Below are 17,819 nucleotides of genomic sequence, written 5' to 3'. Positions count from 1 at the left end.
GGGGAGTCGAGAATCGTGGCGGCCGGCGGACCGCGATCGAAACCGCCGGCCGGCGGCTGACGACTGACGGCTATTCGACGGGTCGCTCCCCGTCGACGATCGCGAGCACTTCTTCCGGCGAGTCGATCCGATAGGCTACTGCGGGGCCGTCGTCGGCGCCGAACGCGACGCCGTGCATCCCCGCCTGGACCGCGCCGCACACGTCGTGATCGTACCGATCGCCGATCATCAGGGATCGCTCGGGGGCGACGCCGGCTTTCTCCAGCGCGGTTTCGAACATCGCCGGATCGGGCTTGGTGCGCCCGACCGCCTCGGAGGTGGTGATCGAGTCGAAGCGCTCGCGGACGCCGAAGTGATCGAGCATCATCGTTCCTTCCTCGTCGTCGACGTCGCTGATGACGCCGAGGTGGAGGTCGCGCTCGGCGAGCTCCTCGATCGTTTCGACGGCGCCGGGGACGGGCTCGATCGCGTCCCGAACGGCTTCGCGAAACGGCGGCCGCCACTCGGCCGCCGGCAGCGGTTCGCCGACGATCGCTTCGATCCCTCTGTGGTAGCCCTCGCGGGCGGCGCGGAACTCCGTGCCGTCGCGCTCGCGAAAGTAGTCGCCGACCGTCGTCCGCCAGGCGCCGATCGCCTCCTCGATGGTGCGGTCGACGTCGTACCGCTCCAGCAGGTCGGCGACGAACGACGTGTGGGCGGCCCGGACGGACTTGAGATCGAGGATGACGCCGCCGATGTCCCAGAAGACGGCCTCCCACTCGTCGGGGTCGGCCGGCGGGTCGGGTGGCCGCGGATCCGATCCGGCGCGTTCGTCGGCGGATCGCGCGCCGGCCGTGCCGCGGGTCCCGACTCCGGCACGGTCGTCGTCGCTCGTCCGATCGTCGTCGCCGCGGGTCATCGATCGTCGCTCCCGGCCCGCCGGACCGTCGATCGATCGATCTCGTCGATGCTCGCACGGCCCGAGAGACCCACGGTCAGATCGAGGTCGGCGAGCAGGTTTTCGAGGACCGCGCGGACGCCGTCTTCGCCGCCGATCCCGAGTCCGTAGGCGTACGGACGACCCAGCAGGACCGCGTCGGCGCCCAGTGCAACCGCCCGGAACACGTCGCTGCCGCGGCGGACGCCGCTGTCGAACAGCACGGTCGCCTCGTCGCCGATCGCGTCGACGACCTCGGGTAGCGCCTCGAGCGCGGGGATCGCGCCGTCGACCTGTCGGCCGCCGTGATTCGAGACGACCACGCCGTCCATCCCGCGATCGATCGCCTCGCGGGCGTCGTCGGGGTGGAGGACGCCCTTGAGAACGATCGGCAGATCGGTGTGCTCGCGAAGGAACTCGAGGTCGTCCCACGTGAGCGAGGCGTCGCCGAAGCAGTCGATGAACGACTCGAGCGAGGCCTCGGGATCGGCCCACGGCTCGTCGGTGTCGAGCCGATCGAGGAACGCCTCGTCCTCGAAGTAGTTCTTGATGCCCTGCCCCTCGAGGAAGGGCAGGTAGGCGAGTTCGATGTCGCGCTCGCGCCAGCCCATCTTCGGCGTATCGAGCGTGACGACGATCGCGTCGTACCCCGTGGCCTCCGCGCGTTCGAGGAAGCTGGCCGCAACCGCCCGATCGGAACTCCAGTAGAGCTGGAACCAGTTCGGTCCGTCGCCGAGTTCGTCCGCGATCTCCTCCAGCGTGTACGACGAGACGGAACTGCAGATCATCGGCACGTCGAGGTCGCGACTCGCTCGCGCGACGGCCAGTTCGGCCTCGTCGTGGAGGATCGACTGGACGCCGATCGGGGCGAGCAACACGGGAGCCGGAACCTCGCGCCCGAAGAGGTCGACCGAGAGGTCGCGATCGGAGACGTCCCGCAGGATCCGCGGGACGATCCGCCACTCGTCGAAGGCCCGATCGTTGGCGTCGACGGTCGACTCCGAACCCGCGCCGCCGGCGACGTAGGCGAACGCCCGCTCGGTCAGTTCCTCGCGGGCGCGGTCCTCGAGATCCTCGTAGGAGACGGGGAACTCGGGCGGCTCGCCTTCGAGCATGCCGCGTCGGTACACCTCCTCCTGTCGATTCGGTCCGTACTCGGGAGCGTCTCCTGTCATGGCGTGTCGGTGAGCGGCGATTCGGACGCCGCCAATGTATGCGTATCGCTGACAACGGTCACTCGACGGCGTCGGGACGCCGGCTTCGCACCCACATTTATTAACATTGTCTGCATATGTTACTTTGTATCTAACAATGGTAACCATAACTGCACCCGGTTCGGGTGAGCGCGCGTGAGTACCGACCAGTTCGGCGTCGACGGCGACGTCGCCATCGTCACCGGCGCCTCGAGCGGCATCGGGAAGGCGATCGCGGAACGATTCGCCGCCGACGGCGTCGACGTCGCGATCTGCTCGCGCGAGCAGGAGAACGTCGACCCCGTCGCGGAGGAGATCGAAGCGAGCGATCGGCCGGGTCGGGCGCTGGCGGTCGAGTGCGACGTGACCGATCGCGAGGCCGTTGACGCGTTCGTCGAGGCGACCGTCGAGGAGTTCGGCGGGCTCGACGTGCTGGTGAACAACGCAGGCGCCTCGTTCATGGCTTCCTTCGACGACATCTCGGAGAACGGCTGGAAGACGATCGTCGATATCAACGTCCACGGGACCTACCACTGCACCCACGCCGCCGCGGAGCACTTAAAGGACGGCGGCGGGACCGTCGTCAATCTCGCGAGCGTCGCGGGCCAGCAGGGATCGCCGTATATGAGCCACTACGGCGCGTCGAAGGCCGCCGTCGTCAACTTCACGAAGTCACTCTCCTACGAGTGGGCCGGCGACGACGTCCGAGTCAACTGCATCGCGCCCGGGTTCGTCGCGACCCCTGGCGTCGAGAGCCAAATGGGCGTCTCGGCCGACAACATCCAGCGCGACGAGGTCGAGCGTCGCATCGGTACGGTCGAGGAGATCGCCGACCTCGCGCAGTTCCTCGCGAGCCCCGCGTCGTCGTACGTCGTCGGCGAAACGATCACCGCACAGGGCGTGCCTCGGGTCGAGGAATCGCACGAGGTATAGCGTCGCGCGTTTCCGCTCGGTCGACCGCTTCGAGGGTCGCGGGACGTCGATCGAAACCCGATCGGCGCCCGCCGCGCTCGACGCGGCCGCGTCCGAACCGATCGCGGAGTCGCGTGCGGCGGGTTTGTGAGCGAGGGAGCGTCGTGAACTGACCAACACGCGTTTACGGACTCGTGTTCTCACTTGTCCTAATGGAATCCTCGGATTCGACGTCAGATATCTCTCGGGGGGACGTTCGGCGGTTTTTCGCGCAGTTAGACGAGCCGTCCAGACCGGTCACGACCGCCGAAGTCGCCGACGAACTGGAGTGTCCACAAGAGACCGTCCGTCGGACCCTACAGATTCTCGCCGAACGAGGAACGATCCGGACGAGGAACGTCGACGAAACGACGCGCGTCTGGTGGCGTCCGTCCGAGACGGAGCGGCCCGGCCGGCGGCCCGACGGGAAGGAGTTTACCGCCCTCGTCGACGCGGTCGAGGACTACGCGATTTTCATGCTCAATCCCGACGGTCGCATCGTCTCCTGGAACGAGGGCGCCAAACGGATCAAGGGGTACGCCGCAGACGATATCGTCGGCGATCATTTCTCCACGTTCTACACCGATTCCGACGTCGACGACGGCGTCCCCGATCGAAACCTCAAGGCGGCGACGAGGGACGGACGCGTCGAAGACGAGGGATGGCGAGTCCGTCGGGACGGCTCTCGGTTCTGGGCCAACGTCACGATCACCGCGATCCGCGCCGACGACGGATCGCTGCGGGGATTCACGAAGGTCACCCGCGACATGACCGAACGCCGCGAGCACGAGCAGCGGCTGCGGCGAGAACGAGACCTCGTCGAACGGATCCTCGAGACCGTTCCGGTCAGTATTCTCGTGAGTACGGCCGACGGCGAAATCGTCCGCACCAACCGGCAACTGCTCGACGGACTCGGCGTCGACGAATCGGCGCTCGACGACTCCGATCTCGGATCGTGGGACGTCTACGACGACGACGGCAACCCGATTCCGACCGACGAGTTACCGTGGATGCACGTCGCCGAGACCGGGGCGGCCGTGACCGACTACCAGTGTCAGGTCGACGTTCCGAATCTCGACCGCCGGTGGCTCTCGATCAACGCGGCGCCGATCGCCGACTCCTCGCGCGACGGGCGCGTCGTCTTCTCCGTCGTCGACATCACCGAGCAGAAAGAACGCGAGCGTCAGCTCCGCCGCGAGTCCGAACAGACCGAGAAGCTGTTGCGAACGGCGCCGATCGCGATCGCCGTCCAGAACGCCGACGGGGACACGGTGATGGCGAACCGGCGAGCGCAAGACGCCCTGGGACTCTCCGAACGGGAGCTCATCGACGAACCCGACGACGCCGACGAGTGGGACGTCTACGACGCGGACGGAAATCCGCTCGACCCGAGCGACACGCCGTCGGCGCGAGTCGCAGCGACCGGTGGCGCGGTGCGAAACGAGGAGCTGATCATCGATCCGCCGGACGGCGATCGGATCCAGTTTCACGTGAACGCGGTACCGTTGTTCGGCTCCGACGGCGAGGTCGAGCGGATCGTCGTGGCCGGCGAGGACATCACCGAACTCAAGGATCGCGAACGCCAGCTCGAGCAGCGAAAGGCGGAACTCGAGACCGAGCTGAGCGAGATCTTCGGGCGGATCACCGACGCCTTCTACGCGCTCGACAACGACTGGCAGTTCACGCACGTCAACGAGCGCGCCGAGGAGCTGCTCGACTTCCAGAACCGGGGACTGGTCGGGGAACGCGTCTGGGAGGTCTTCGACTGGACCGCCGACACGCGACTCCGCGAGGAGTACGAGCGAGCGATGGAGACACAGGAGCCGGCGTCGTTCGAGTTCTACTATCCGGAGCCGCTGGACGCGTGGTTCGAAATCCACGCCTATCCGTCGGAGACCGGCCTCTCGGTCTACTTCCGGGACGTCACCGAACGCAAGCGTCGCGAGCACGAACTCGCGGAGCGGGAGCGCCAGCTCTCGACGCTAATGGACAACGTCCCTGGGATGGTCTATCGCTGTCGCAACGAACGGGGGTGGCCGATGGAGTTCGTGAGCGACGCCTGCCGCGAGATCACTGGCTACGAACCCGAGGCGCTCGAGCGAGGCGACATATCGTTCGGAGACGACGTCATCGTCGAGGCGGATCGCGACGACGTCTGGGAGGCAATCCAGCGAACGGTCGACGACCGGGAGCCGTTCTCCGTGACCTACCGCATCGAGACCGCGTGCGGAGACCGCCGCTGGGTCCGGTCTTACGGGCGCGGAATCTTCGACGACGACGCCCTCATCAGCCTGGAGGGGATCATCACCGACGTCACGGAGCGGAAACGCCTCGAGAGAGAACTGAAGGAGTCGGAACGTCGGTACCGGACGCTCGTCGAACACTTCCCGAACGGCGCCGTCGCGCTGGTCGACGACGAACTCCGGTACCAGACCATCGGCGGCACGCCGCTCAATGCGGCCGACGTTACGACCGGCTCGCAAAACGGGACGTTAGTCGAAGAAGTGCTCACACCGCCGCTGGCCGCCGAACTCGTCCCGCGCTACGAGGCCGCGCTTGAGGGCGAGTCCGACTCGTTCGAACTCGACCTCGACGGGCAGGTGTACCAGTTTCAGTTCGTTCCGATTCACGACGACGACGGCGACGTCTTCGCCGCGCTGGGCATGTCACAGGACATCACGGAGCGCCGGGGGTACGAGCGGAAACTCGAGGAGTCCAACGAGCGGTTAGAGCAGTTCGCCTACGCCGCCAGTCACGACCTCCAGGAGCCGCTGCGGATGGTCACGAGCTACCTGCAGTTGATCGAGCGCCGGTACGAGGACGCCCTGGACGACGACGGCCGGGAGTTCATCGAGTTCGCCGTCGACGGCGCCGATCGGATGCGCGAGATGATCGACGGCCTCCTCGAGTACTCCCGCATCGAAACGCAGGGCGATCCGTTCGAGCCCGTCGATCTGGATCCCGTCCTCACCGACGTGCTGGACGACCTCACGATCCAGATCGCGGAGAGCGACGCCGAGATCGCGGTAGGTCCGCTCCCGCGAGTCGTGGGCGACCCCAGCCAGTTGCGGCAGGTGTTCCAGAACCTCCTCGACAACGCGATCGAATACAGCGGCGACGAACCGCCTCGCGTTCACGTCGCGGCCGAGCGGGCGGGATCGATGTGGGAGGTGTCGGTCCGCGACGAGGGGATCGGTATCGATTCCGAGGACACGGAACGGGTCTTCGAGGTGTTCCAGCGCCTCCACAGCCGGAAGGAACACGACGGAACGGGTATCGGTCTCGCGCTCTGTCAGCGGATCGTCGAGCGCCACGGCGGCGAGATTCGGGTCGACTCCGAACGCGGCGAGGGAACGACGTTCTCGTTTACGCTGCCGACAGCCGGCGATCGCGGCGAGTGATCGAACCGGGCACCCGCGGTTCGGAATCGGGATTCGAGCGCGTCCTCACCCGCAGTTCGGTGGAGAAACCGACCCCGATCGGGCGGCCCCGCGACGCTTCGACCGCCGGTTCCAATACACCCAAATGGACGGCACTGCTCTGTGAACAACGATGACAGATAGGGACGTCCACCTCCCGGTCGCCGCACAACCGACCGTCGACTCGCTCGTCGAGTACGCCCGACGCGCGGAGGCCGGCGGCTACGACTGCGCGTGGCTCCCCGAGACGTGGGGTCGCGACGCCGTGACCGTCCTGACGGCGATCGCCGAGCGGACCGAGGAGATCGACGTCGGATCGAGCATCCTCAACACCTACTCCCGATCGCCCGCGCTGCTCGGCCAGACGGCCGCGACGCTTCAGGAAGTATCAGACGGGCGATTTCGACTCGGAGTCGGCCCGAGCGGCCCGGTCGTGATCGAGAACTGGCACGGGATGGCCTACGGAAACCCGCTCAGACGGACCCGAGAAACCGTCGAAATCGTTCGACAGGTCCTTTCGGGTGAGCGGGTCGAGTACGACGGCGAGGACTTCTCGCTCTCCGGGTTCCGACTCCGCTGCGAGCCGCCCGACCCCGCGCCCCCGATCGAAGTCACCGGTATGGGTCCGAAGGCGGTCGAACTCGCCGGCCGCTTCGCCGACGGCTGGCACGGCATCATGCTCGCGCCCGAGGGCGTCGAGGACCGAATCGCGGACGTCGAACGCGGCGCGGAACTGGGCGATCGCGACCCCGAGGACGTCTCCGTCACCGTCGGCGTCACCTGCTGCGCCCTCGGCGATGCAGAGCGCGCTCGCGACCTCGTCCGCCAACACGCCGCCTTCTACGTCGGCGGCATGGGGACGTTCTACCGCGACGCGCTCGTCCGGCAGGGGTACGACGTCGCCGACGAGATCCACGACGCCTGGCAGGACGGCGATCGCGAGCGCGCGCTCGGGCTCCTCTCCGACGACATCCTCGACGACCTCGCCGCCGCGGGGCATCCCGGAGCCGTCCGCGATCGACTGGAACGGTTCGAAGCGATCGATGGAGTGGACGCGGTCGCGGTCGGCTTCCCCCGCGGCGCCGACGAGAACGAGATCGTCGAGACGATGGACGCGGTGGCCCCGAACGCGGACTGAGCGGTCTTCGTTTCGAGTGTTACCGCCATCCCTTCTCCGACAGCTACAAGCCCAGCATCGTCCCAGTTCGTGGTATGCCCGGCAAAGTTGGCCCGGACGAACTGCTCGCGCACGTGTTCGATCGGACGGGGACGGCCGCGGCCGACGAGACGGTGGTGCAGGGGGCCGCGTACGGCGAGGACGCCGCCGCGATCGACTGGCCCGGCGCGGACACGCTCGTCGTCAGCTCCGATCCGATCTCGCTGGCCGCCGCGGACGTGGGAACGCTCGGCGTCGCGATCGCCTGCAACGACGTCGCCGCGTCGGGAGCCGACCCGCGCTGGCTCACGGTCGTCGCGTTGCTCCCCGACGAGGACGCCCCGCTCGAGGCGATCACGTCGGACCTCCACGCGGCCGCCCGCGACGTCGGAGCCGCGATCGTCGGCGGCCACACGGAGTACGTCGACCAGCTCGATCGGCCGCTGCTCTCGCTGACCGCGATGGGGGCGACCGACGCGTTCCTTCCGACCGGCGGCGCCGAACCCGGCGATCGGGTCGTCCTCACGAAGGCGGCAGGCGTCGAGGGAACGGCGATCCTCGCGGCCGACTTCGGCGACGACCTCGGCGTCGATCCGGAGATTCGCGAGCGCGCCCAGGCGTTCCTCGAGGAGCTCAGCGTCGTCCCCGACGCCCGTATCGTCCGCGAGTACGCGACCGCGATGCACGACCCGACGGAGGGCGGTGTCGCGGCCGGCCTGCTCGAACTCGCGCGAGCCTCGGCGGTTCGCATCGAGGTGGAGCGGGACGCGGTGCCGGTCCGCGATGAGACGGCCGCCCTCTGCGACGCGGCGGGCGTCGATCCGCTGCGGATCTTCGGCTCCGGAGCGCTGCTCGCGACCGTCCCGCAGGCGGACGTGAGCGACGTCCTCGACGCGCTATCGGACGCGGAAATCGACGCCGCCGACATCGGACGCGTCGAGCCGGCCGGCGTGGATGACGAGGGCGACGGGAGCGGAGAGAGCGAAGAGAGCGGAGCGGCCGACGAGGACGAAGCGCGCGAATCGGCGGCCGGCCTCGTCCTCGGGCGCGAACTGCTCACCGACGCGATCGAGGACGACCTCTACCCGCTGTGGGAGGCCGCCGACGCGGCCGACTGAGCGTCGGGCTCCGCGGTCCCGATCGCGGCTCCGATCGTCGCCTGAACGACGAGGTCCTCCGGCGCGAGGGCGGCGTCGGCACCGGCGCGTTCGAGCGCGTTCTCCCGTCCCGGGTCGGAGAACGCGACGATGCGGGCGTCCGTCCGTTCCCGGGCCGAGATCACCGCGTAGCTGTTTTTGGCGGCGTCAGCCGTCGCGGCGAGCACCAACTCGGCGTCGTCGAGTCCCGCCCGATCGAGCGTCCGATCCTCGGTGGGATCGCCGGCGAGCACGTCGACGTCGAGGTCGTCGGTCGGGACCGCGTCCGCGTCGGTCGTCACGACCCGGACGGTCGCGTTTCGGCGCGCGAGTTCCGCGACGATCGGGGCGGCCGTCTCGTCGTAGCCGAGGACGACGACCGTTCTCGGGTGTTCGGAGTCGAGGTTGACCTTCGCCCGTTGCTCGACGCGGGTGAAGTAGCGTTCGACCGCCGGCCCGAGCAGACTGCCGACCACGACGGCGACGGTCGCCGGACCGAGCAGGACCAGCGAGATGGCGAACAGCCGCGCCGCGTATCCGGTGGGGTGGACGTCGCCGTAGCCGACCGTGCTCGCGGTTACGAGCGTGAAGTAGATCGCGTCGACGACGGTCTGCAGTTCGGCGAACTCGTCGCGGAGGGCGTACGCGCCGACCGTCCCGTAACAGAGCACGCCCACGAACGACACCAGGCTTCCGAGTTGGGCCCCGCTCAGCGAACTCGATCGGGTGAACTGGTCGCTCGTCAGCAACAGGACGACGAAGCCGCCGCTCCCGATGACGACGAGCGGAACCGACTGCAGCCGGAACTGAACGACGCCGTGTCCGGCCGCGAGGACGACGAGGCCCGCCGCCGCGACATAGGCCAGCCGGTAGCCCCGTCGCATCCCCCAGGCGGCGACCAGCAGGACGAACCCGATGACCGCGCCGCTGAACTCGGCGATCGACTGAACGGTGCCGAGCGTGCCGGTCGCCCTGATCGTCGGCCCGGTCACGATCGCCACGAGGCTGGTCACGATCGACGTGAGCGCGACGGTGACGACGATCCAGATGGCGACGCGACCCCCGCGCGTTCGGAGTCGTTCGAGCATAGCGGTTCAACCACGCCGACGGCGGTAAATCCTCGCCGGGATCGCACGACCCGAACGCCGCCGATTCCGGCCGCCGACGCGTCGATCCGATCGCGACGCGGACGATCAGGGGCAATCGGACGCGGACGATCGGAAGCAGGCGGGAGAGCAGATCGACTGAGCGGCCCGAATTCGCGTGGACGTCACTTATTGACGTGGGCCGAGAGGTAGTTGTATGGCGACCATCGCGTACGAGGCGCCGGACGGCACGGCCGAGGAATCGGTCGACGCCGACAACATCACCGACTCTGGGAAGGTTCAGGGAATCCGGGTCAACCTCGAAGGCGAGGGGTACATCCACCTGCCGTACGCCCGGATCTACTGGATCCGGACGAGCGAGGACGAGGGGAAAGTGGACTACTCCTCGGCGTAACGTCCGGCGCCGATCCGTCGAATCCGTCCGGGGATCGGCCGTCGACGAGTAGCGTGCTCGGCGCGTCGGGAACCGCGAGGACGTCGCTGCAGGGACCGATCGCGTCCGAGACGTCGGCTTCGGCGCGTATGAGGCGCTTTTCGACGGTCGCGGGCGCGCTGCCGTTCGTGATATTCACCGCGCTACCGACGCTGATCCGATCGAAACTCGACCGACCACGGCAGGGGCCAGCAAAATCGCGACGAAGAGGCCGGCGTTGACTGCCGTGAGGGCGATCGCCGCGACGAGGGTCGACGCGATCGCCGCGGCGAGGGATTCGAGGACGACCCCGACGACGATCGCGCCGATCCCGACGACCACGAGGAGCGCGCCTTCCAGGCGCGACCGGAGGTCGGGAAGTGAGCCGAGCCGGGTCGACGCCAGCAATCCGCCGACGCTGCCGCCGAGGGCGATCAGCACGTCGGATTCGCCGCCCGTGACGAGGACCGCCGGGACGGCGATGGCTCCGCCGAGCGCGAATCCGCGGCGCGGATCGCCGGCGACGATCGCGTGAACGGCGACGAGAAAGGCGAGGCCGACGATCGCGCCGGCGATCACGTCGCCGAGGTAGTGGACGCCGAGGACGACCCGCGAGAGCGAGACGAGGACGACCGCGCTCGTCGCCGCGCCGATGGCGAGCGGGTCGCGGTACCGATCGAAGGTGAGCAACAGGCCGCCGTAGACGAGTGTCGCGGCGAACGCGTGGCCGCTCGGGAAGCCGTACGGATCGTCGTCGTTCGGGACCAGAAAGACCTCCTCGGGCGGTCGCGGCAGCCCGATCACTAGCTTGAGCAGCAGGATGAAACTCACCCCGGCGACTGCATAACTGATCACGAGCGCCGTCTCCCGCCGTCGCGTCAACCAGTACAGCAGCGCGAGGACGAACATCAGCGCCGTCGGCCCGCCGAACTCCGTGACGACCGCCGCGACGCCGGCGTACGCGTCGGGGAACGCCTCCCAGATCCCGGCGCTTTCCGATTCGAACCGCATCTGTGAAACCGATGATCCGGTCGCGATGAAAACGTATCGATCGGGCACAAGATCACGTCCCGAAGGCGGTCGGGGTCGATCGCGGCCGACCGCCGGTACCGGGGTTCAGCGATCGGCCCACTCGAGCATCCGCTCGTAGACGGGATCGGACGCGAGCGCTCGCGAGTCGCCCACCAGCACCAGCGCGCGCTTGGGTCGCGTCAGGGCGACGTTGATCCGCCTGTAGTCCTCGAAGATCGGCCCCTCCAGCCGTCCGGTCGCGGTGAAGGAGACGATGATCACCTCCTGGCTCGACCCCTGGAACCGATCGACCGTGTCGACGGCGACGTCGGCCGGGACGTGTCGCGAGATTTCGGACACCTGCGCCCGGAAGGGGGCGATGACGCCGATCTCGGAGCGATCGAGCCCGGCGTCCTCGTAGGCCGCGATCAACTCGGCGATGCGGGCGGCCTCCTCGCTATCGGTGTACGCGCTTCGATCGCCCTCGACGTCGACGAACGCGACGGGGTCGCGGAGTTCGGCCGGGAGGGCGTCCCGCGAGACGCCGTCCAGATCGTCCAGCGTCCGCGACGCCACCTCGGGTTCGGCCGGCCGGAGTTTCCCCTCGTAGAACTCGGTCGAGGAGAACGCCTGGATGCGCTGGTTCATCCGGTACTGCCGATCGAGCATGACGCCCGCCTCCGGATGCAGATCGACGAGGCGCTCGAACAGCGACTCCGTGAGGTCGTTCTCGGCCCGGACGACCGGCGGCAGCTGCTCGTGGTCGCCGACGAGGACGAACCGATCGGCGAGGTTGATCGCCGCGTCGGTTCCCGGCTCCGTCAGCTGACCGGCCTCGTCGACCAGCGCGACGTCGAAGGCCTGCTCCTTCATGACCCGCGAGCCACAGGAGGCGGTCGTCGCCGCGACCACCTGCGCGTTCTGCAGTTTCGCGACCCGATCGTCCGGATCACCCGCGCGCTCCAGCCGATAGGGCTCCATGTCCTCGCGGACGCCGCTCTCGGAGCCGACGCGGACGATCCGCTCCTCATCGATCGTTCCCTCCAGTTGCTCCAGCAGCGCCTCCAGCGCGTTGTCGACCGCGCGGTTCGTAAAGGCCGACAGGAGGACGCGATCGCCGCGCTCGACCATCGCGCGGATGGCCCGGGCGATCGTGTACGTCTTCCCGGTCCCCGGCGGACCGTGGATCAGCGCGCAGTCTCGCGCACCCACCGCCTTCGTCACGGCCTCGTTCTGCGCCGCGTTGTTGTCGATGAACGTATCCTCGATCTCGTCGAACTCGGGGTCGGCCCGGCCGAACAGGACGTCCTTGCGCCGCTCGCCGCCCTTCAGCAGACAGTCGTGGAGCGCGACGAGGAGGCGATCGGTCGTCAGTTCGGAGGGGTAGACGTCGAGGCGGGTGACCTCGACGGGTTCGTCGGCGGTCAAGACCACTTCGTCTTCGTTCAACCGCTCGATCCGCGCCAGTTCCGACTGGCCGCGGACCGGGTGGCCGTCGCTCGCGAGGACGAGATCGCCCTCGCGAAGCTTCGAGGTCGCACCGCCGTCCCGACGGGCGCGCAGTTCCCAGCGCCCGCCCTCGAGTTCGCGCTTCGAGTCGAATTCGAGGTCGATCAGCGCCCGATCGTCGTCCGCCCGCTCCTGGGCGTCCTGCTCCCAGAGTTTGGCGTACTCGCGGTGGACCTCGCGGCGCTCCTCCTCGATCGCCCGGTAGAAGCGCTCGAAGTAGTCGCGCTCCTCTTCGGGGAGCGGTCGGCCGATCTGGCCGGCCTTCGACTCCTGGTCGAGCCGTCCCGAGACGACCATGCAGGTGTCCTGCTCGAAACAGTACTCGCATTTCGCCGAGCCCTCGTAACCCGTGGGAACGTCGCCTTTGATCTCCATCGCGGCGAGTTCGTTCCGGAGTCGGACGACAAACTTCAGGAGGCCGTCGCCCATCGAGAACTCCTTGGCGGGCGTGAGGTCGCCGGTTTCCTCGTTGCGATCGAGCGCCGAGTTCTTGGTGTACAGCAGGGTGCCGGTGTCGACGTCGCCGCCGTGTTCCTCGAGCAGGAGCGCGTAGCAGGCGGCCTGCACCTTGTCCTTGAACCGCGGCTCCTTTTTGAGGTTCTTGCCGGTCTTGAGTTCGACCGGGGCGCCCCGTCGAATCGCGTCGGCCCGCCCGCGGATGCCGAACGTCTCGCTGATGAGCAACTGCTCGGAGCGCCAACTGTCCTCCTCCGTCAACCGACCCTGCTCGAGCCAGCCCTCGATCGCCGTCGCGTTCTCGCGGACCTCGTCGGCGACGGCGTCAGGCGTCTCGCCGAGCAGCCCCAGTTCGAGGCCGCGTTCCTCGACTCGGGCGTCGATCGCCTCCTCCAGGTCCCGACCCCGGAGCAGGTCGCCGAACACCTCGTGAACGATCGTCCCCTTCACGACGGGGTAGTTCAGCGGCACCCCGGAGAGCTTATTCAGGTAGTACAGGCGGGGACACTCCACCCAGTTGCGGATCGCCGTCACGTTCACGAGAAAGCTCGGTTCGACGACGACGTACGACTCTCCCGTGGTCGCGTACTTCGTTTCGCCGCGGAATTCCTCTTCTTTCGCGTCGGTCACGAGCAGTTCCATCCCCGGTTCCAGTAACTCGGCGGACTCGGTCCACTTATTCCAGAGCGTCACCGTCGTGATCTCGCGATTCTCGGGATCGGGGGCTGTACCCGGATCCGGGTCCGAACCCGAACTGTCGATCGATCGATCGCCGTCCGCTTCGACCAGGAGCGGCACCTCCGCGAGATCGCTCTCGCCGTAACTCGTCGACACCGATCGGATCTCGACCTCGCCCGCGACGGTTCCGCGTACGTACACGACTGTTCGTCACGGGCGAGTGGTCAAAAACGCTATCGGTCGCCGGGGAGACGGCCGTCCGGAACGATCGTAATCCGAGATTACCGTCTCCCTCGTCGCCGCTTGCCGTGGAACGGTCGCGGTCGCTTTTGACCGCCCGGCGGCAACGCTCGACTCCCATGAGTGACCCCAACAGTGACGAGCGACGGACCGAAACCGGGACGGACGGGACCGACGATCGACCCTCCACGGACCCGACGAACGATCGGACCCGCGTAGACGCGTCCGCCGAAGGCGATGCGATCAATGATCGTGCGGAGAAGACGGGTGAAACCGTCGACTCCGGTACCGGCGTCGGCGATCGAGGCGATCGCGGGCGGGACCGCCGGGACGAGTCGACCCGGATCGCGAACGAGGAACGCCGGCGGACGATGCCCTTCATCAGCGCGATCATCGCCGTGCTCGGCGCCTGGGTCGCCCTGTCGGTGTTCGTCTACGACGTCTCGCAGACGACGCTCTGGAACAACGTCCTCGTCGGTGCGGTCGTCTTCCTCGCCGCCGGCTACAACTTCTACCGCGTCAGAAACGACGTCCCCCTCAGCGTCGGCATCGCCGGGTTGGTCGCGCTACTGGGTCTCTGGCTGATAATCGCCCCCGCGCTCCTGGCGATGACCACGGGTCCGTTCTGGAGCACCCTCGTCACCGGCCTGCTCATCGCGGGACTGGCCGGGTACAACGCCTACGACGCCCGCGAGGCTCGATCGGTCGCGACCGAACCGGGGACCGAGTCGCCCTGAGCCGATCGCCCGTCGCCGGAACGCGTCAGTTCGAGTCCGCGAACTGCGGATCGAGCCGTCGCAGCCGGCGTTCGGCGGCGTGATGTCCCGTCGCGACGACGGCGAACGCGATCATCGCGACGGCGAACGCGATCGAGACGACCGGCGACACGCCGTTCACGTAGCTGTTACAGAGCTGTCCGATCGCCAGGACGAGCGGGCAGATTCCGAGCAACGAACTCGTCGCCGGATCGGCGCGAAACAGGTCGACGACCGAGGATATCCGTCGTGGTGGCATGATCAACCGGTGGTTACCCCTGTTGTCGGGGGGACGATCGTATTCCTTTTGGTTCGATCGTCGCGCCTCGTCGGCAGTCCCGTCCCAGTTTCGACCCGATAGCCGTTCGTTTCCGGTGCGTTCGAACCGATCGAGACGGGTTTCGAGCCGCGTTCGCTCCAATCGATACGTTCATTCCGCAGGCGTCACAAGCATCGCGTATGCGGATTCGCGAGTGGCAGGACGTACTGGCGGACGTCACCGAACGCGACGTCGACCCCGACGACTGGCGAGCGATCGCCGGCGACCGCGCGGGCGGCGTCGGCGAAGACATGTACCTCGCGCATCCCCGTGCCGGCGTCTTCTTCCTGAAGACCTACGCGAAGAACCCCTACCAGGTTCGCGGCGCCGGGACGCGAGTCGCCCGGAAACTCGACGATGAGATCGGCTCGTTCATGCCCGAGAACGACTCTGGCGGGCGATTCGCGGTCCAGTCGCCGCCCGAGGACGAGGATCACGCGGAAACGGTCTCGAAGCGGCTTCGGACCGTCCTCGAGACGCACGCGGACGCTCCGACCCGGCCGCAGGACCTCTTCGACGACGTCATGGAGGCCATCGAAAGTCCGGCCTTCGGCCCCATGGCGTACGACCAGTACGATCGCCCGGACGAACTCGACGACCTCTCCGATCGGTTCGAGGAAGCCGAGGAGCTGCTCGACGCGGAACTCGACGACCTGATCGAGACCGACGAGGTCGATCGGGGCTTCATGTAACGCCGGCGGTTCTCGCCACCCCTGCTCTCCTCGCCCCCGGTACCGATTCCCTTGCGCGTGCATCCGTTGCGTCTTTGAGCGCGGCGGCCGAGTCGCCGACAATGATGCGTCCGGCGACCGCGGTTCGCGACTACTACGCGGCGCTCCGCGAGGGCGAACCGCTGGAACCCTACTTTCTCGATCGCGGGTCGACGATCAAGTTCGGCATCAGCGAGGCGCTGTACGGCCCCGAGGTGATCGCGACGGCGCTGCGCGAACAGACCGAGACGACGGCCGAGTGGACGGTCGAGAGTACGAATCTCGCCGTCGACGATCGCGGCGCGTTCGCCACGTTCGCGGACGAAGTCACGATGGCGTGGACCGATACCATCTCCGGCGAACGACGCCGCTTCGACTCGCGCTGGAGCGGGACGCTCGTCCGGCGGGACGCAACGTCCGGTCCCCTGGACGTCCAGGAAGCGGCGATCGACGACGAGCGGTCGACGAGCGAGGAGGGAACTGACCGCGGGCGGCCGGCGTGGGGCTTCCAGTCGATGCACGTCAGCGCCCCGCACGAGATATGAGACGCGACCCGCCGCGATCGACGGGGTTGACGTCTGCCTCGACGCGACTGGCGATCGCGTTCGTCGCGCTGGTCGGCCTCTCGGGCGGGACGATCGCCCTCCAGGGCGGCGCGTCGCTGCTCGTCGCCGGCGTCGCGGCGATCGGCGGACTGCTCGCCGGTGGCGCGTTGCTGTGGTATCTGTACTGGATCGCCTGACGATCGCGACCGCACCGTCGAGGCGGGGCGGCGGGGACCGATCGGTCGCCGGCCGGTCAGCGTTCGACGCGCCGGAGCCACAGTCCGGGTGTGTCGAGTTCCTCGTGCGTGGGGAGGTTGTCGGGGTGGGCCCAGACCAGACTCGCCGTCTCCAGGTCGCGTACGGCGACGACGTGCTCGAAGAAGTTCTTTCCGCGTTCGTACTGGCGCTGCTTGAGGCCGAGGCCGAGCAGGCGTCGGAACAGCTGCTGTAGCGGACCCCGCCCCTGTCGCTTGGCGTCGAGTTTCCGGCGCAGGTCCTCGTACTCGTCGTCGAAGGCGTGGTCCATCAGCAACTCCGCGTACCCCTCCACGACGGTCATCGCCGCGTCGAGATCCCGGAACGCCTCCCGATCGAACGAGCCGTCGGAGAGGGCCGCGATGCCGTCTTTCATGCGATTCTCGAGGTGGGTCGACAGCCACGGCGCGGCGCCGAACTCGGCGGCGTGGGTCACCTCGTGGAAGGCGATCCAGCGCCGGAACCGATCGTAGTCAGCGTCGAGGGCGTCGGCGACCCGGATGATGTTCGGCCGGACGAAGTAGAGGGCGTGCTCGTTGGCCGGCGAGTCGGCGAGCAACAGCGGGTCGTACTGGCCGAGGACGTTCCGGCCGAGAAACGAGAGCAGGACGGTCATCGTGCCCGTGTTGATCGTTCGCGCGACGTCGGGGAAGACGCCGTTGTGCGTCTCCAGGGTGCCCATCACGCGCTCGAAGGTGTCGACGTTGGCGTCGATCCAGTGGTGGCGGTTCTGGATTTCGACGGTGTCCGGGACGTCGAACTCGACCTGGGCGATCGACCGGACGGCGGTCCGCGCGTCTCGAACGTCGCGAGCGTAGGCCTCGCCCTCGCCCGGTTCGAGCTCGAGCGAACCGGGGTCGGTCGCGGCCTTGGCCGCCTCGGCGGCCGATCGCCAGTCGATCACGTCGTCGCCGGACGCCCCGGCAACGGCCCGGGCGCTACGATAGAGATTCACAAATACGGGTACGGGAAGCGGACGCAAAAGCGTTCGGTCGGTCGAATCGATCGAAAAGCGCGTGAGCTGAACCCGACAGCGGGGAGTCGTCACCGAT

Annotated in this window: 16 protein-coding genes; 9 read left to right on the top strand and 7 right to left on the bottom strand. The window is 67.9% G+C overall.

Annotated elements, in window-relative coordinates:
• Positions 1–70: 70 nt before the first annotated feature.
• Positions 71–898 (bottom strand): HAD family hydrolase, encoded by an 828-nt coding sequence (locus MUH00_RS01955; RefSeq protein ID WP_247002095.1) that lies wholly within the window; start codon positions 896–898, stop codon positions 71–73.
• Positions 895–2,091: a lactate 2-monooxygenase gene (locus MUH00_RS01950; RefSeq protein WP_247002094.1), complete on the bottom strand. Its 1,197-nt coding sequence runs from the start codon at positions 2,089–2,091 to the stop codon at positions 895–897. Before MUH00_RS01950 ends, MUH00_RS01955 begins: the two co-directional genes overlap by 4 nt.
• A 174-nt stretch (positions 2,092–2,265) precedes the next feature.
• Between MUH00_RS01950 and MUH00_RS01945 the strand changes: the two genes are divergently transcribed.
• From MUH00_RS01945 to MUH00_RS01930, 4 genes are all read left to right on the top strand, one after another.
• Positions 2,266–3,042, top strand: coding sequence for an SDR family NAD(P)-dependent oxidoreductase (locus MUH00_RS01945; RefSeq protein ID WP_247002093.1), 777 nt, complete (start codon positions 2,266–2,268; stop codon positions 3,040–3,042).
• A gap of 191 nt (positions 3,043–3,233) precedes the next feature.
• A complete protein-coding gene (locus tag MUH00_RS01940; RefSeq protein ID WP_247002092.1) occupies positions 3,234–6,461 on the top strand; it encodes a PAS domain S-box protein in 3,228 nt (1,075 codons plus the stop codon).
• A 151-nt stretch (positions 6,462–6,612) separates the two neighbouring features.
• On the top strand, positions 6,613–7,617 hold the full coding sequence (locus MUH00_RS01935) for a TIGR04024 family LLM class F420-dependent oxidoreductase (protein WP_247002091.1): 1,005 nt from the start codon (positions 6,613–6,615) through the stop codon (positions 7,615–7,617).
• Positions 7,618–7,691: 74 nt separating this feature from the next.
• A complete protein-coding gene (locus MUH00_RS01930; protein ID WP_247002090.1) occupies positions 7,692–8,753 on the top strand; it encodes an AIR synthase family protein in 1,062 nt (353 codons plus the stop codon).
• On the opposite strand, the gene MUH00_RS01925 is transcribed toward MUH00_RS01930, so the two are convergent.
• Positions 8,717–9,859 (bottom strand): NAD-binding protein, encoded by a 1,143-nt coding sequence (locus tag MUH00_RS01925; RefSeq protein WP_247002089.1) that lies wholly within the window; start codon positions 9,857–9,859, stop codon positions 8,717–8,719. The genes MUH00_RS01930 and MUH00_RS01925 overlap by 37 nt on opposite strands.
• Positions 9,860–10,073: 214 nt before the next feature.
• Between MUH00_RS01925 and MUH00_RS01920 the strand changes: the two genes are divergently transcribed.
• A complete protein-coding gene (locus tag MUH00_RS01920) occupies positions 10,074–10,271 on the top strand; it encodes a hypothetical protein (RefSeq protein ID WP_247002088.1) in 198 nt (65 codons plus the stop codon).
• Between the two features lie 174 nt (positions 10,272–10,445).
• Here the strand turns inward: MUH00_RS01920 and MUH00_RS01915 are convergent, their stop codons facing one another.
• A complete protein-coding gene (locus tag MUH00_RS01915; RefSeq protein WP_247002087.1) occupies positions 10,446–11,300 on the bottom strand; it encodes a phosphatase PAP2 family protein in 855 nt (284 codons plus the stop codon).
• Between the two features lie 105 nt (positions 11,301–11,405).
• Positions 11,406–14,144, bottom strand: coding sequence for an AAA domain-containing protein (locus MUH00_RS01910; RefSeq protein WP_247002086.1), 2,739 nt, complete (start codon positions 14,142–14,144; stop codon positions 11,406–11,408).
• Between the two features lie 158 nt (positions 14,145–14,302).
• Between MUH00_RS01910 and MUH00_RS01905 the strand changes: the two genes are divergently transcribed.
• Positions 14,303–14,920, top strand: a complete 618-nt coding sequence (locus MUH00_RS01905; RefSeq protein ID WP_247002085.1) for an SPW repeat domain-containing protein — start codon at positions 14,303–14,305, stop codon at positions 14,918–14,920.
• Positions 14,921–14,945: 25 nt separating this feature from the next.
• On the opposite strand, the gene MUH00_RS01900 is transcribed toward MUH00_RS01905, so the two are convergent.
• Positions 14,946–15,197, bottom strand: coding sequence for a hypothetical protein (locus MUH00_RS01900; RefSeq protein WP_247002084.1), 252 nt, complete (start codon positions 15,195–15,197; stop codon positions 14,946–14,948).
• 200 nt (positions 15,198–15,397) lie between these two features.
• Here MUH00_RS01900 and MUH00_RS01895 point away from each other — a divergent pair, with 200 nt between their 5' ends.
• The 3 genes from MUH00_RS01895 to MUH00_RS01885 all read left to right on the top strand — a co-directional run bounded on the left by MUH00_RS01895 (position 15,398) and on the right by MUH00_RS01885 (position 16,709).
• On the top strand, positions 15,398–15,949 hold the full coding sequence (locus MUH00_RS01895; RefSeq protein ID WP_247002083.1) for a hypothetical protein: 552 nt from the start codon (positions 15,398–15,400) through the stop codon (positions 15,947–15,949).
• A 101-nt stretch (positions 15,950–16,050) separates the two neighbouring features.
• On the top strand, positions 16,051–16,512 hold the full coding sequence (locus MUH00_RS01890; protein WP_247002082.1) for a nuclear transport factor 2 family protein: 462 nt from the start codon (positions 16,051–16,053) through the stop codon (positions 16,510–16,512).
• On the top strand, positions 16,509–16,709 hold the full coding sequence (locus MUH00_RS01885; protein ID WP_247002081.1) for a hypothetical protein: 201 nt from the start codon (positions 16,509–16,511) through the stop codon (positions 16,707–16,709). The genes MUH00_RS01890 and MUH00_RS01885 overlap by 4 nt, the downstream gene beginning before the upstream one ends.
• Positions 16,710–16,765: 56 nt before the next feature.
• Here MUH00_RS01885 and MUH00_RS01880 read toward each other — a convergent pair whose 3' ends face one another.
• Positions 16,766–17,722, bottom strand: a complete 957-nt coding sequence (locus MUH00_RS01880) for a zinc-dependent metalloprotease (protein ID WP_247002080.1) — start codon at positions 17,720–17,722, stop codon at positions 16,766–16,768.
• Positions 17,723–17,819 lie beyond the last annotated feature (97 nt).

This window comes from Halosolutus gelatinilyticus (assembly GCF_023028105.1).
Classification (GTDB): domain Archaea; phylum Halobacteriota; class Halobacteria; order Halobacteriales; family Natrialbaceae; genus Halosolutus; species Halosolutus gelatinilyticus.
The sequence above is the reverse complement of the archived record's forward strand: the minus strand, read 5'-3'. Positions and strand labels throughout refer to the sequence as shown.

Coding starts and splice junctions, on each gene's coding strand:
- MUH00_RS01905 (WP_247002085.1), top strand. CDS start 14,303: ATGAGTGACCCCAACAGTGACGAGCGACGGACCGAAACCGGGACGGAC.
- MUH00_RS01895 (WP_247002083.1), top strand. CDS start 15,398: ATGCGGATTCGCGAGTGGCAGGACGTACTGGCGGACGTCACCGAACGC.
- MUH00_RS01885 (WP_247002081.1), top strand. CDS start 16,509: ATGAGACGCGACCCGCCGCGATCGACGGGGTTGACGTCTGCCTCGACG.
- MUH00_RS01950 (WP_247002094.1), bottom strand. CDS start 2,091: ATGACAGGAGACGCTCCCGAGTACGGACCGAATCGACAGGAGGAGGTG.
- MUH00_RS01940 (WP_247002092.1), top strand. CDS start 3,234: ATGGAATCCTCGGATTCGACGTCAGATATCTCTCGGGGGGACGTTCGG.
- MUH00_RS01920 (WP_247002088.1), top strand. CDS start 10,074: ATGGCGACCATCGCGTACGAGGCGCCGGACGGCACGGCCGAGGAATCG.
- MUH00_RS01925 (WP_247002089.1), bottom strand. CDS start 9,859: ATGCTCGAACGACTCCGAACGCGCGGGGGTCGCGTCGCCATCTGGATC.
- MUH00_RS01930 (WP_247002090.1), top strand. CDS start 7,692: ATGCCCGGCAAAGTTGGCCCGGACGAACTGCTCGCGCACGTGTTCGAT.
- MUH00_RS01955 (WP_247002095.1), bottom strand. CDS start 898: ATGACCCGCGGCGACGACGATCGGACGAGCGACGACGACCGTGCCGGA.
- MUH00_RS01890 (WP_247002082.1), top strand. CDS start 16,051: ATGATGCGTCCGGCGACCGCGGTTCGCGACTACTACGCGGCGCTCCGC.
- MUH00_RS01935 (WP_247002091.1), top strand. CDS start 6,613: ATGACAGATAGGGACGTCCACCTCCCGGTCGCCGCACAACCGACCGTC.
- MUH00_RS01915 (WP_247002087.1), bottom strand. CDS start 11,300: ATGCGGTTCGAATCGGAAAGCGCCGGGATCTGGGAGGCGTTCCCCGAC.
- MUH00_RS01900 (WP_247002084.1), bottom strand. CDS start 15,197: ATGCCACCACGACGGATATCCTCGGTCGTCGACCTGTTTCGCGCCGAT.